This is a genomic window from Verrucosispora sp. WMMD573, from assembly GCF_027497175.1.
Lineage (GTDB): Bacteria > Actinomycetota > Actinomycetes > Mycobacteriales > Micromonosporaceae > Micromonospora.
Genome location: NZ_CP114901.1, coordinates 4,995,860 through 5,009,993, shown reverse-complemented (window position 1 = coordinate 5,009,993; position 14,134 = coordinate 4,995,860). Strand labels below are relative to the sequence as shown.

The 14,134-nt window shown below is 70.5% G+C and carries 9 protein-coding genes; 4 read left to right on the top strand and 5 right to left on the bottom strand.

Annotated elements, in window-relative coordinates; genetic code table 11:
• Window positions 1–217: 217 nt before the first annotated feature.
• The 3 genes from O7601_RS22875 (at window position 218) to O7601_RS22865 (ending at window position 3,615) form a co-directional block, all read left to right on the top strand.
• The gene (locus tag O7601_RS22875) at window positions 218–1,672 is read left to right on the top strand and encodes a glycoside hydrolase family 43 protein (RefSeq protein WP_281563137.1); all 1,455 of its coding nucleotides are present in this window, start codon (window positions 218–220) and stop codon (window positions 1,670–1,672) included.
• Window positions 1,673–1,859: 187 nt separating this feature from the next.
• Entirely contained in the window at window positions 1,860–2,087 is a 228-nt protein-coding gene (locus O7601_RS22870; RefSeq protein ID WP_210823144.1) for a potassium transporter TrkA, read from the top strand.
• 49 nt (window positions 2,088–2,136) lie between these two features.
• Entirely contained in the window at window positions 2,137–3,615 is a 1,479-nt protein-coding gene (locus O7601_RS22865) for a cation:proton antiporter (protein ID WP_281563136.1), read from the top strand.
• A gap of 28 nt (window positions 3,616–3,643) precedes the next feature.
• On the opposite strand, the gene O7601_RS22860 is transcribed toward O7601_RS22865, so the two are convergent.
• The 4 genes from O7601_RS22860 to O7601_RS22845 all read right to left on the bottom strand — a co-directional run bounded on the left by O7601_RS22860 (window position 3,644) and on the right by O7601_RS22845 (window position 10,389).
• Window positions 3,644–5,338, bottom strand: a complete 1,695-nt coding sequence (locus tag O7601_RS22860) for a hypothetical protein (protein WP_281567010.1) — start codon at window positions 5,336–5,338, stop codon at window positions 3,644–3,646.
• Window positions 5,339–5,669: 331 nt separating this feature from the next.
• Window positions 5,670–6,383 (bottom strand): aquaporin, encoded by a 714-nt coding sequence (locus tag O7601_RS22855; protein WP_281563135.1) that lies wholly within the window; start codon window positions 6,381–6,383, stop codon window positions 5,670–5,672.
• Between the two features lie 48 nt (window positions 6,384–6,431).
• Window positions 6,432–8,024: an FGGY-family carbohydrate kinase gene (locus O7601_RS22850; RefSeq protein WP_281563134.1), complete on the bottom strand. Its 1,593-nt coding sequence runs from the start codon at window positions 8,022–8,024 to the stop codon at window positions 6,432–6,434.
• A gap of 4 nt (window positions 8,025–8,028) precedes the next feature.
• A complete protein-coding gene (locus O7601_RS22845; RefSeq protein ID WP_281563133.1) occupies window positions 8,029–10,389 on the bottom strand; it encodes an aminotransferase class III-fold pyridoxal phosphate-dependent enzyme in 2,361 nt (786 codons plus the stop codon).
• 86 nt (window positions 10,390–10,475) lie between these two features.
• Here O7601_RS22845 and O7601_RS22840 point away from each other — a divergent pair, with 86 nt between their 5' ends.
• Complete coding sequence (locus tag O7601_RS22840; protein WP_281563132.1) at window positions 10,476–11,657, top strand: helix-turn-helix domain-containing protein; 1,182 nt, start codon at window positions 10,476–10,478, stop codon at window positions 11,655–11,657.
• Between the two features lie 6 nt (window positions 11,658–11,663).
• Here O7601_RS22840 and O7601_RS22835 read toward each other — a convergent pair whose 3' ends face one another.
• Window positions 11,664–13,940 carry a hypothetical protein gene (locus O7601_RS22835; protein WP_281563131.1) on the bottom strand — a complete coding sequence of 759 codons (2,277 nt, stop codon included), beginning with the start codon at window positions 13,938–13,940 and terminating at the stop codon, window positions 11,664–11,666.
• Between the last annotated feature and the right edge of the window lie 194 nt (window positions 13,941–14,134).

The following is a 14,134-nucleotide window of genomic DNA, read 5'->3' as shown; positions in this document are numbered from 1 at the left end:
CGGCGGTCGAGCCCGTGTGTCGCCTCGCGTTGGCGGCTGAACAGCTCCAGCGGGAACGGTTCATCGTCGGCTGTCTGTAGCATGCCGACGTCGCCGCCTTGACGGGTGTCGATTTGAGGCGGAGACTGCGTAACACCCCCGAAACAGTGAGCAGGGCCGTCCGGGCGCGGGTGTTGTTAGCGCTAACGTCGGCCGGGCCGGACGGACGGAGAGTCGTATGTCCAGAGTCCTGACCAGGGCAGGCGCCCTGATCGCAGCCCTCTGTCTGTTGTTGCTGCCGGCGGCGCAGGCGCCGCGTGCCGAGGCCGCCGCCCTCGACCCGTTCACCGGCTACCTGATGGCACACTTCACCGGCGAGTCGGCCACCGGCGAGCAGGTCTACTTCGCGCACAGCCGGGACGGGCTGACCTGGCGCGACCTGAACAACGGCTCACCCGTGCTGCTGTCCACGATCGGCACCCGGGGGGTGCGTGATCCCTCCATCGTCCGATCGCCCTCCGGCGACCGGTACTGGATCGTCGCCACCGATCTGCGAATCGCCAGTGGCACCTCGTGGAGCGACGCGGCGAACCGGGGCAGCAGGTCGCTCGTGGTGTGGGAGTCCCGCGACCTGGTGAACTGGTCCGCACCCTGGCTGATCAACGTCGCCGGTGCGATCCCAGGCGCCGGCAACGCCTGGGCGCCGGAGGCCATCTACAACGCGGCGACCGGCGACTACGTCGTCTACTGGGCGACGAACTCCCTGCGCGACGGCGTGACCAAACACCGCATCTGGTACGTGCGGACCAGTGACTTCCGCAGCTTCACCGCTCCCCAGCTCTACATCGAACGGCCCGGCGGCGGCCAGGGCATCATCGACACCCAGATCGTCGAGGTGCCCGGGTCGGTCGGCGGTTACCGCTACTACCGGGCCTCGGCCGACGGGCACATCACCATCGAGGGCAGCAACTCGATCCTCGGCTCGTGGACGATGCTGGGCAACCTCTCCCACCTCGGCATCTCCAACGGCACCGGCGGCGGCAACGTGGTCGAAGGGCCGATGTGGATGCAGTTCAACGGTCGTAACGAGTGGGCGCTCTGGCTCGACCAGTACGCCACCGGGCGGGGCTACCTGCCGGTCACCTCCACCAACCTGGGCAGTGTCACCAACTTCCGGACCCGGACGGACTACCAGCTGGGTGCCAGCCGTAAACGGCACGGCTCGATCCTGAACCTGACCGCCGCCGAGGAGAGCGCGGTGCTGGGGCGCTGGGGCGCGACCACGCCGGCGAACCGGATCCAGGCATACACCCACCAGGACCGGTACGTGCGGCACGCCAACCACGACGTACGCATCGACGCCAATGTCAGCCCGGCGCAGGACGCCCAGTTCCGGGTGGTGCCGGGGCTTGCCGACGCCGCCAGCGTGTCGTTCGAATCGGTCAACTACCCCGGTCACTACCTGCGGCACTACGGCTTCGACTTCGTGCTGGCGGCCAGCGACGGCAGCGCGGTCTTCGCCGCGGATGCCACCTTCCGGCAGGTCGCCGGTCTGGGCAACTCGTCCTGGTCGTCGTTCCGCTCGTACAACTACCCCGACCGCTACGTCCGGCACTACAACTACCAGCTGCGACTCGACCCGATCAACGACGCCCAGGCACGCGCCGACGCCACGTTCCGCCTCACCTCGTAGCCCGTCGACCGGCGGGAGCCCGGCGACGACTCCGCCGGTCGATCGGCGTCGGGCGGTCACCGCGAAGCCCGCGTGCGGGTGAATCGGCCGTCTTCGCCGCCTCGGCGCAGGTGGTGATATACCCGTCCCACGCCGAACGCCTCGTACCATTGCGCAGAGATCGTGGACGGCGCAGCGGGGAGGGACCATGGGCAAAGGGATATATGTGCAGGAATTGCCAGGTATCGGCAAGCGGTACGACGTCGACCTGGGCAGCAACACCCAACGGATCTCGGTGGTGGTACGCCGGGACGGCAACCGTGACCTGTACGTTTTCGCCGCCGGCAAGGACGATCCGGTCGCCGTGATCGAGATGTCGGAAGAGCAGGCGCGTAAGGTGGGCGCCCTGTTGGCCGGCACGTACTTCTCCGAGTAGTCGTCCCGCGTCGTACTCCCTCGTTCAGTCCGCTCCAGGAGTCCTCACCGTGCATGCTGACCTCGTGGGCTTCGGGGCCCTCGTACTGATCGCGGGCCTGCTCGCCCGCGCGGGTCGCCGGATCAACCTGCCCACCGTGCCGTTCTTCATGCTCGCGGGCATCCTGCTCGGACCCGGTACGCCCGGCCCGGTGCTGATCGCTCATCCCGAGGACCTGAGCCTGCTGGCCTCCCTCGGCCTGGTACTGCTGCTGTTTCATCTGGGCGTCGAGTTTCCGGTGGACCAGGTGCTCGGCAGCGGCAAACGGTTGTTCGTCGCCGCCGGCTCGTACATCGGTCTCAACGTCGGTGCCGGCCTGCTCTTCGGGTTCGCCCTCGGCTGGGGCGGCTACGAGGCGTTCGTGATCGCCGGTGCGCTCGGCATCTCCTCCTCGGCGATCGTGACGAAACTGCTCATCGAGTTCCGGCGGCTGGCGAACGCGGAGACGCCCGTCATTCTCGGCATCATCGTGATCGAGGACCTGTTCCTCGCGCTGTATCTGGCGCTGCTGTCGCCGCTGCTGTCCGGTGCCGGTTCCGCCGGGGAACTGGTGCTGCGCATCGGTCTGAGCTTCGCCTACCTGGTGGTGCTCTTCGCCGTCGCGCGCTTCGGCGCTCGCCTGGTCGGCAAGGTGATCGACAGCAACGAGGACGAACTGCTGGCCATCCTGATGGTCGGACTGGTCGTGCTCGTGGCCGGGGTGTCGGCCGAGATCGGTGTCTCCGACGCGATCGGCGCGCTGATGATCGGTCTCGTGGTGGCTCGCACCCCCATTCGGGAACGGGTCGAGCGCCTGGTACTGCCGCTGCGGGACGTCTTCGCGGCGGTCTTCTTCCTGGTCTTCGGGCTGAGCATCGACGTCGGCGACTTCGGCTCGGTGGCGCTGCCGGTGCTGCTGGCCGTGCTGATGACCATCGTCACCAACGTGGTGGCCGGCCTGATCGCCGGCCGGTTGTTCGGGCTCAACCAGCGCGGGGCCGCCAACGTCGGCCTGACCGTGCTGGGCCGGGGCGAGTTCTCGTTGATTCTGGCCACCCTCGCCATCGCCGCCGGCCTGGACGACCGGCTCGGCCCGTTCATCGCCCTGTACGTGCTGATCCTGGCCGTGGTGAGCCCACTGCTCGCGGCGAACTCGCGCTACCTGGCCCGAATCATCCCGGACCGGCTGCTGCACTCCAGTTGGCGGTACGTGCGTGAGGAGACCATCAGCACCGCCTGCACGCACCTCGATCGGATCCAGATCACCGAGTCCGACGCGGACGCGTGCCCGCAGTGTGTGGAGAGCGGCGACGACTGGGTGCAGCTGCGGATGTGTCTGACCTGCGGCGCCGTGGGCTGTTGCAGCGACTCGGTGAACAACCACGCGGAGGAGCACTACCGGCAGACCGGCCACCCGTTGATCCGGTCGCTGGAGGAGGGCGAGGACTGGCGGTACTGCTACATCGACGGTGCCCTGGTCCGCGAGCCGATGGGTGCCACCCGGGAGTGATGAGCAGTACGCTGGCGTCGGCCCCGCCTCAATCGAGGCGGTACACCAATGCGCCGCCTATCTCCTCCCGGGTGATGCCGAGGCCCTCGACGGCTCGGGTGGGCAGGCCGTCCCAGGGCGTTCCGGCGAGCCGGTCCGGCAGGACGACCACCGACCGGATGCCGACCTGCCGCAGGAACGTGATACTCGCCGGATCGGGAAAGGTCGCGGTCACCGTGCGGATCTGTTGCTGACTGGCCGGCAGGAAGGTCACCGCACCGTTGGCGACGCGGGGAAATCCGTCGGTTGTCCAGAGCATGATGTCGGATTCGGCCACCCCGTTGCTGGGCAGGACCAGGATCGGTTCGGTCGCCGCCCGCAGCGCCGGCGGGGCGGTCGGCACGGTGGGGTGCGGCGTCCGGTTGACGCCCTCGACCAGGACCAGCAGCAGGGGCAGCAGGAGGACGACCGCGCTCACCGACCTCGGCCACCCGAGCCTGGGGCGATTCCGTCCGAACTCGCTTATCGCTCCTGCGGCCAGAATGGCGAGCAGCAGGCTCGTCCACACCATCAGTCGCCCCGGGGTCCGCAGCGCGTCCCATCCGGGCAGCAGCCGCGACAAGGTCAGGTACCCCGGTTCGCCCTGACCGACGAGGTTGGTACCGAGTCCGAGCGCGCCGCTGACCAGCACACCCAGCCCGAGCAGGACGCGGTGGCGCACCCGGAACGTCGAGTAGCTCAGCCCGGCCACGGCCAGCACGATCAACGTGACGCCGGGAAGCAGTGCCATCTCCGGCGGCCAGGACAGCTGGGCGCGGGCGGCCGCGAAGTGATCACCCCACAGCCACGAGTCCGCGGGCGCGACGAAGTATCCCCGCAGGGGTGGGGAGAACATCTCCGTCCAGGCCAGATTCCGGTGCGCCTCCGGGTTCAGCTCCACCACCCGCAGGAAGGTGGTCCCCAGCCAGATCAACATCGCTCCGAAGACGACGCCGCCGAGAAGGTTGGCCAGCACCACCCGGCGACCCAACAACCAGGCGCCGGTCCGCCAGCGGGCCCAGCCGACCGCCAGGAGGGCCACCAGCATGGTGCCGGCCAGGAAGTACGCGAGCGGCAGGCCGATCGCCAGGCCCAGGGTCAGCTGCCAGGCGGCGACCAACCAGCCGGCCAGGATCCATCCGGGGCGGTGCAGCGCCGGTCGGTGACCGTCGCGCAGGGACCAGCCGTGGCCGCGAGCCAGCATCGCCAGGCACAGTGCGACGCCGCCGATGGAGAGGATGTTCAGATGCCCGCTGTGCGCGAGCCGCCACGGCGCGAAGGCCCAGGCGACGCCGGCCACGGCCGCCGCCGTCCGGATACCGCCCAGTTGGCGCACCAGGGCGTACGCCCCGAGGCAGGCGAGTGCGTGGGCGAACACGTAGAGCAGGTTGTAGCGGAAGATGGCCGCCGCGACGCCGTGGCCGAACAGACCGGCCGGTGCGTAGCCGAGCACGATGTCGGTGTAGGCGTACGTGTAGAGGTCTGGGAAGAACGTGTTGGAGTGCCAGAGGTTGAGGGGGTCGGTGACCAGCGCATGCCCGGCCCAGGCGACCTGCCACGCCTGTAGTGGTGGATCGCCGATGTCGCCCGGGATGGTCGTCCACGGCTGCTTGAGCGTCGGCCAGGTGAGAACAACCGCCACGGCCACGCTGGCGATGGTCGCCAGCGTCCATTCGTGACGCAGCACCCGAGCGGCCGCCGCCAGCCGTCCCTGTCCGTCGCGAGGCTGGACTTCCGCCGCCGCCCGTTCCGGTTCGGCTTGCCGGGGATCAGCGGACGGGGTTTCGAGTAGCCTCCGACGTATTGCCTGCACGTATCCTCCAGTCGATGGCCCACGCCGACGTCATAGCTTCGCATCGATTAGAGGATAAAGGCCATCATTGATGACTGCCGACACTCCCAGGCGGGCGCAGGGCCGCCTATCCCGATTAACGGGAAACGGGCAAAAAGCTAGTCACATATCGATCGCACAGAAAAGCGCGGGCCGGCAAGACATCAATGACGGCCCGGACGCCACGTCACCGGGACGACCCGGCTCAGCGCCCGGACGGGCGGGGCGTGCCGATCCGGGTGACGCCGGAGCCGTGTTCGACGAGTGGCGCGACCAGCGCGGCCAGAACTGCGCCGAGCAGTGGAAAGACAATGAACACCCAGAGCTGACGCAGTGCGAGGCCGCCTTCGAAGATTGCCGGCCCGAACGCCCGCGCCGGATTAACCGCCGCGCCGGTCAGCGCGACGCCGACCAGGTTCGCCACGCCGAGGGCGAGTCCGATCGCCAGGCCGGCGAAACCCGACAGGTCCGTGCTGCGCTTGCTCACCACGAGCACGACCAGGACGAACAGGAAGGTCAGCACGGTCTCCAGCAGCATCGCGCCACCGGCGTTGATGTTGGTGCCGTAGCCGTTGGCGCCCAGCACACCGGTCTGGTCGGTCACTCCTCCCCAACGCACCAGCACCCAGAGCAGAAAGGACGCCACGGCCGCGCCGACGAACTGGGCGGCCCAGTACAGCACCGCACCGAGCGCTGTGATCTTGCCGGAGAGCAGCACGCCGAGCGTCACCGCCGGGTTCACGTGACTCCCGGAGAGCTGACCGATCGTGTAGACCAGCGCGAGCAGGACGAAGCCGAACGCCAGCGAGACCACGACCACGCCACCGTCGATCCGGGCCGCGACGGCGCTGCCCACGCCGAAGAAGACCAGGAGGAAGGTGCCGATGCACTCAGCCACGTACCGTCTGACGTCAACCATGGCCCCAGTCTCACCAACAACGCCTCTCCGGGTGCCAGTTTCGGCAGTTCAGGGGCGGTTGAGGCGGCGGTAGACAGGCGCAAGTCGCTGATGCAGTTGGCGGTAGACGTCGAAGATCTCGGCATAGGTGGCCCGGTGGGCGGGCGTCGGCACGAAGACCCGGTCGGTGCGCATGAGGCCGGGGATGTCGGCGAAGGTGAGCTGCCCGGTGCCGATTCCGCCGATCCAACCCGCCCCCCGGGCGTTGACCGCGAGCGGCTGGGCGTCGCGGCGGATCTCCACGCCGAGCACGTCGGCGAAGATCTGACACCAGGAGTCCGACAGCGCCCCGCCGCCGGTGATGGCCATCGAGGTGACCGGTGCGCCGAGGAACCGGTTCACCGCGCCGAGCAGCCAACGGGTGTTGAACGCGACCCCCTCGAAGACGGCCCGCAGCAGGTCCGAGCGATTGGTGTCGAGGGAGATGTTGAAGAATCCGGCGCGCAGGCTCGCGTCGTCCACCGGGGCGCGTTCGCCGTACAGCCAGGGGGTGTAGAGCACCCCGTTCGAGCCCGGCGGCACCGTCGGGATGATGGTGTCGAAGGCGTCGAAGAGGGTGCCCTCGTCGCGGCTGAGGTGACCGGCGCTGAGCAGTGGGTCGTCGTACTCGACGATCTTGTCCCGCAGCCAGGTCAGGTTGGCGCCGGCGGTGGCCTGGAGGGCGGTCATCAGGTAGCGGTCGCCGATCGCGCAGGGCACCGAGGCGATGCCGGCGGCGACGTCGGTCTTCTTCCGGGGCACGTGGGCCGCGATCCAGGAGGAGGTGCCGACGTACAGGTGCGGGTCGTTGTCGCCGGTGGTGCCGGCGCCGATCGCCGCGGCGGTGTTGTCGATCGCCCCGGCGACCACCCGCACCGTCGCGGGCAGGCCGAGGTGCGCGGCGGCTGCCGGGGTCAACGTGCCGATCACCTCGGTGCAGGCGACGATCGGTGGCAGCTTGTCCGCGTCGATGCCGCTGCCGGCGACCAGGGCGGGGGAGTAGCGGATGTGGCCGGGACGCCGGTTGTCGGTCACCCACGAGGTGAGGATGGAGTCGACGGTGGCCACCGTGCGTCCGGTGAGCTTCAGGTTGATCCAGTCGAGCACGTTGAGGAACGTCGCGGTGCGCGCGTACACCTGCGGCAGGGTGTCGCGGACGAACAGCATGTGGGCGGCGGGGTCCTTGCCGGTCGGTGAGGGCATGCCTCCGGTAAGCCGCAGCCAGCGGGCGATCCGGCGCACCGACATCCCCTGGTACGCGGGAAAGCCGCCGAACTGCCGTCGCAGGTGCGGCGCGCCACGCATGTCGAGCCAGCTGATGCAGGCGGTCAGCGGTTCACCGGCGGCGTCCACCGCGATGGTTCCCTCGCCCTGGGTGGAGGCGCACACCGTGGCGACCGCCCGCAGCTGCTCGGGATGGTCGCGTCCCAGGTCGGCGGCGACCTGCCCGAGCGCCGTCCACCAGGCGAGCGGATCCTGTTCGGCGCCGCCACCGGGCAGCACCCGCAGCGGGACCGGCCGCTCGGCCCAGCCGGTGACCGTGCCGTCGGCGGCGACCAGCGCGGCCTTCAGTCCCGAGGTGCCCAGGTCGATCGCGAAGACCTGCGGCGGGCTGGCGGCCACCGGATCAGACCCCCTCGACCAGTGCGAAGACCTGATCGAATCGGGCGAGCGCGTCGTCGATGACCTCGTCGGTGTCGGCCATCGACGTGTACATCCGCGACCCGGCCAGGGTGACGATGCCGTGTGCGGTGTAGGCCGCCCCCATCTGCTCCATCAGCCGCTTGCGGGTCTTGTTCTCCTTGAGCAGTTTCACCGGGTTGCGCATGTCCAACAGCATCACGCCGCTGCACTCCAGGTGCACTATGGACCCCTGGTTGTACGCCACGTACGGCAGCCCGTAGGAGTCGATCAGCCGTTGCAGACCCCGGGTCAGCCGGTCACCGGCCCGGCCGGCGATCACCGGTGCGTTGGTGCGGGCCATCTCCTCGATGGCGAAGTAACCGGCCGCGCAGGACAGCGGGTTGGCCGACAGGGTGCCGCCGACCTGGATGTGCGCGCCGCTCCTGCCGTCCAGCCCGGAACCGAAGACCGCCATCACGTCGGCCCGGCCACCGACGCCGCCGGCCATCGGATAGCCGCCGGAGACCGCCTTGCCCAGCACGGTCAGGTCGGGGGTGACACCGAAATAGCCGGCCGCGCCGCCCAGCCCGAGTCGGAAACCGGTGACCACCTCGTCGAAGATCAGCAGCGCGCCGAACTCGTCGCACAGCTCCCGGACCCGGGCGTTGAAGTCGCGCGGCACCGGCCGGGTACCGGACTCCGGGCCGACCGGCTCGACCACCACCGCCGCGGTGCCGCCGCGCAGCCGGTTCTCGATCAGCTTGCGCTTGAGCTGGCTCAGGTCGTGGGGGAATGCCTCCCGGGTGCGGGCCGTGGCTCCGAAGGGAATGCCCTTGGCGTTCATCCGGTAGGTGCCGGGCACCCGCAGCCCGTAGACCATGGTGTCCGACCAGCCGTGATAAGCGCCACCGACCTTGATCACCATCTTCTTGCCGGTGAAGGCGCGGGCACCCCGGACGGCCGCCATCACCGCCTCGGTGCCCGAGCCCAGCGACCGGTACATCTCCACGTGCGGCAGGAACCGGTGGATGATCTCGGCGAGCCTCAGCTCGTACTCGTGGAACAGCCCGGTCACCGGGCCGGAGTCCCGGACCACCTCGGCGACCCGCTCGTTGACCGGGCCGTAGTTGCTGCCCAGGATCGTCGGCCCGCCGGCCTGGAGGAAGTCGATGTACGTGTTGCCGTCCCGGTCCACCAGGTACGCGCCGTCTGCCTTGTCGACGGCGAGCGGGAACGGATAGTTGAATGCCAGGTTGTGCTGTACCCCGCCGGGGATGCGCCGCCGCGCCCGCTCGGTGATCTCCTTGCTGGCCCGGCACTTGGTGTCGAAGTAGTTCAGCACGTCGCGCATCGCGTCGTGGCGCAGTCCGCGTACCGGCTGGGCGGTGAGCGCCTTCAGCCGACGCATCACGTCGTCGACGTCGGGGTACTCGCTGATCGCGTACCCGAGCCGGGCCGACTCCGCGCCCGGGAGGACACTGCCGGTCGTCCCGGTGCCGTCCGCCGCGCCCGGCGACGTGCCTGCGATCCGGCCGGCGGCGACCTCGACGGCCGCCGCGTGGGCGCTGGGCAACTCCTCGTCGACCGGTACGCGCAGCGGCTCGACCGCCTCGGTGATCTGCGCGGCGATCCGCTTCTCGTCGGCCCGCAACTTGCTGAAGGCGATCTCCCGGATCGCGGTCGGGATTGTGTGGATCTTTCCCGCCTCGCTGGTCAGCGCCAGCAGGTAGGCGATCGACACCTTCTCCAGCAGTGCCATGTTGAACACCGCCCGGTCGGGGTCGGTGCCGACGGCGACCACCCCGTGGTTGGCGATGATGAAGGCGTTGTCCCCGCTGGCCACCTTCTTCTGCACGTTGCGGGCCAGGAAGCCGGTGCCGGACGGGGCGTAGTCGATGATCGCCACCTCGCGGCCCAGGAAACGCACCTGCTCGTCGGTGAGCGCCGGGATCGGCTTGCGCAGGAAGGCCAACGCCGAGGCGTACGGCTGGTGGGTGTGCACGATCGCGTTGACGTCCGGCCGCTCCCGGTAGATGTTGGCGTGCATCCCGCACTCGATTGAGGGTTTGAGGTCGGCACCGGTGTCGTCGGGTACGTGCTTGCCGTCGAAGTCCACGATGCAGATGTCCTCGACGCGCATCCGGTCGTAGTCGTAGTTGCTCGGCGTTACCGCGTACAGCCGGTGGCCGGGCACCCGGACCGAGACGTTGCCCTCGGTGGCCTTCAGGTAGCCCCGGGCGAGCATGGTGCGGCACATGTCGACGACGTGCTGACGGGACAGGCGGTGCTGCACGGCGTACTCCTCCGTCGGTTCGTCGGCCGCCGGGCGGTCACCCCGCTCGGTCCGGTCGCCGGTCGGCTTCATCGTCGCGCGGCTGGGCGGACCGAATCACCGTCCCGCCGGCAGCGAGAACCGCCGCCGTTTCTATCCTGTCGTGACAAAATCGCCGGGTGATCGCGCCTGTTTCCGCGACTCCCTGGCGACACCTGCCCGCCGATCTGGCCGCCGCGATGCGTCCGCATCTGCCGGCCACCGTGGCCGCTGTCGCGGTCGCCGTCACCGAGACCACCCCCGCCTTCGCCGGCATCGCCGACGACAAGTTCACCCGGGACGTACGCACCGCCGTGCAGGTGGCCCTCGACCGATTCCTCGACCTCATCGGCACCGGGGAGCCGGCGCTGCCGCCCCGGTTCCGGGAGGTCTTCGTCGGATTGGGCGCCGCCGAGGCCCGCGAGGACCGGGGTCCGGAGGCGCTGCTGTCCGCGCTGCGGACAGCGGCACGACTGTTGTTGCGTACGGCGTCGCAGTCCCTGGCCCGGCTCCGCCCGATCGACCCGGAGGAACTGATCGACCTCTCCGACGCGGTCAGCGCCTACGTGGCCGAGCTGGCCGCGGCCAGCACCGACGGGTACGCCCTACAGCTGCGCGAGCAGGCCGGGGAGGGCGACCGCCGTCGGCACCTCGCCGAGCTGCTGCTTCGCGGCGACGGCCTGCCCAGCGCCGTCGAGTCGGCGGCGGCCCGGATCGGCTGGGCCGACCTGGACGCGGTGGTGCCTGTACTGCTGCCACCGGACCAGGCCCGCGACGCGCGGTTCCGGTACGGCCCGGACGGCCTGGTGATCGAGCGTGGTCGCGATGCCGTGCTGCTGCTGCGCGCGGGTACCCGGGCGGCTCGGGCCGCCCTGGCCGAGGCGTTCGTCGGCCGGTCGGTGGTGGTCGGCCCGGAACTGGGCTGGCCGCAGGTGCCGGCGGCCGTCCGGCTCGCGGAGCTGGCCGCCGGGCTGGTCGGACCGGCCTGCGGCCCGGTCTTCGCCGACGACCACCTGGTCACGCTGACCCTGCGTGGCGAGCAGCGGGCGTTGGCGGTCCTCACCGCCCGCCGCCTCGCGCCGCTGGCGCACCTGCGCCCCGCGCAGCGGGAGAATCTGGTGGCGACGCTCTACGCCTGGCTCCGGCACTGGGGCTCGCGCGCCGAGGTTGCCACCGAGCTGTTCGTGCACCCGCAGACGGTCAGCTACCGCCTCAAGCGGCTGCGTGACCTGTACGGCGACGACCTGGACGACCCGGCCGCCCGATTCGAGCTCCTGGTCGTGCTGACCAGCCATGTCGCCGGTCGCACGGGTGGCGGGTAGCTGCGTTCAGGTGGTCCGCCCCGGCGCGGTCGGGTCCTCCGCCGGGCCGGTGCGCCGCCGGTCGGGTAGCCGCTCGACGAGGTCCCGTACCGCTGCCGTGAACGGCTCGTCGGAATCGTCGGGCGCATGGCCCCGGATCGGCGGAGGGACACTGTCACCCGGCGGGGCGACCAGGCCGTCCGGGTCGCGCAGTCGTCGGTCCACAGTCGCCGAGGGGCCGGTGACGGTGGGCGGCACGTCGGTCCGGTGGGCAGAGAAGATCCAACCCCCGATCGGGTCGGTGTCCCGCCACAGGTTCACCCACCGCCAGCCGAGCCGGTCACCGACCTCGTGCAGCATCTCGTCGTCGATGTACGCGGGAAAGAGCCGGGCGTAGAGCCGGCGCAGCGGTGAGCTGTAAGTGAGCAGCGCGACCCGGTCGCTGACCTGCGGCGCCAACTGGAGGACGGTGGCGGCGACCAGCACCGAACCCTGGCTGTACCCGGTGACCACCACCATCTTGCCGCTGTTCACCAGGTAGGTGATGCGTCGGGCCAGCTCCGGAACGGCCCGCTCGGCGTAGCAGGGTGGCGCGAAGGGATGGGCCGCGCGGGGCCAGAACGTCGCCAGGTCCCAGAGCACACCGACGTGCCGCCGGAAGCCTGGCGTTCGATAGGCGAAGATCCCACCGACGACCAGGCCGAGGACGGTCGCCGAGATCAGGAGACTGCCGACCCGGATGCCGAAGTCGACCAGGCCCGCGGGCACTCGGGCGTACCGCTGGATGACGTCGCCGGGATACTGCCCCAGCAGGTCGACCACGGTGGTTGCCGCGCCGAGCCCGGCGAGGCCGGCGTAGACCACGGCCAGCGTCGGTAGCCACTCGGTGAACCGGGCCCGCGCGATGACCTGCCGTACCTGCCGTAGCCGAGCGGCGGCCTCCGCCGACGGGTTCGGGAAGTCGCGCGCCAGGATCACCGCTGCGGCACGCAGGCGGCGGCGCCGGGACAGCAGGATCACCAGGCCGGTGACCACCAGCGTGACCAGCACCGCCCGGAAGAAACCGTAGATCGCCCAGGTGAAAGCGGGTGGTGGCCGAACGGTGGCGCGGTCGGCGGCCGGCGCGCCCCGATCCAGCAGGTCGGCCACCCGATGTACGAGTTCGGCCGAGAACGCCACGGCGATGCCCGCCCCGATGGCGGCGGCCGCCAGCGCGCCGAGGACGCTGGACGGCCGGTGGTCCGGCCGCCGGCCCCGCCGCCACAACAGCACCGTGCCCAGCGCGGTCAGCAGCCCGGCATGCGTACCGAACAGCCAGGTGAGCGTGGGGGCGTAGCCGGGCAGGCCGCGTTCTTCGGGCCATGCCGCGGGAGCGGCGAGCACGTCGACGACGACCACGATGGTGAGCCCGAGCGTGAGCGTCCGTAGCGCGCGGGCGACACCGTCGAGCCGCCGGTTCGTGGGGTCCCGCTCGATCAGCGGGGGCACGCAGAGCAGGACGACGCAGGTGCTCAGGACGGCGCCGGTGGCGACCAGTAGCGCGACGGTCAGGGGCCCAGGGCCCTGCGGGTGCGCGACCCGGGCGGCAAGCAGGCTGCCGGCGAGCGTGGCGAACGCCGCGGCGACGTGGATCGAGCGCAGGCGTCCCATCAGCGGCTCAGCGTCCCACTGACCGAGGATGGTCAGCGGGCGCCCGGACCGGGCGCGCTCCGGAGGACGGAACGCGTTGAAGGAACGTCCGGGGCGGGTGCTGGCCCACCAGATCAGCCCGATGGCGGCGGCCGGGACCAGTGCGAGCGTCGCCAGCCGCAATCCGGTGGGTCGTCCACCCAGCCAGGACAGCCAGCTGCGGCCGGACAGACAGGCCGGGGCGGACATGCACTGCCAGGCGATCAGGTCCAACGCCACTCCGACGGTGGTGAGCACGTACAGCGCCGTGAGGGTGAGGCCGAGCACCCGGCACAGGGCCCGCACGGCGGGGTCGGTGGCGGGATTTCCCGGGCGCATCCAGGCCGCGACGTTGAGCAGCATGAACGGCAGCAGGAAGACCAGCGACAAGGTCCGGGTCATGGTGCCGGAGGGCAGATCACTCCAGCGGTACGCCTCCACGGTGCCGGCGTCCGTCCGGTCACGCTCGGCATCGGCGGATCGGGGTCGGTAGAAGCCGGCGTTGCGATCTCCCGCCACCTGCACGGGCGGTTGCGCCCCCTGGTCGGCCGCCGGGGCGGAGACTCCGTGCACCCGCAACTGCACCAGGTTCTCAGCCCTCGCCTCGCCCCCCGCTCCCGCTGACTCAGCCGACATCGACCCTCCGGGATTTCGCAGTGCGGGCGGCGTCACCCGCAGCAGAGCGGCCTACCCCACCCGAGCCGGTCCACGCCTTCGAGCCGAGGTGGCGGGCCGGCCCCGGATCCTGAACGCCGCGGCCCTGGTCACCAGCACCGGCCGAGCCTGCCGCCCGAGAAGCATCCGGAAGGGCGCTGGAAGTTCCGGTTGGC

Excerpts from the sequence above, each read along its gene's own strand:
- O7601_RS22855 (WP_281563135.1), bottom strand. The coding sequence starts at position 6,383 with ATGGTTGACGTCAGACGGTACGTGGCTGAGTGCATCGGCACCTTCCTC.
- O7601_RS22835 (WP_281563131.1), bottom strand. The coding sequence starts at position 13,940 with ATGTCGGCTGAGTCAGCGGGAGCGGGGGGCGAGGCGAGGGCTGAGAAC.
- O7601_RS22845 (WP_281563133.1), bottom strand. The coding sequence starts at position 10,389 with ATGAAGCCGACCGGCGACCGGACCGAGCGGGGTGACCGCCCGGCGGCC.
- O7601_RS22870 (WP_210823144.1), top strand. The coding sequence starts at position 1,860 with ATGGGCAAAGGGATATATGTGCAGGAATTGCCAGGTATCGGCAAGCGG.
- O7601_RS22875 (WP_281563137.1), top strand. The coding sequence starts at position 218 with ATGTCCAGAGTCCTGACCAGGGCAGGCGCCCTGATCGCAGCCCTCTGT.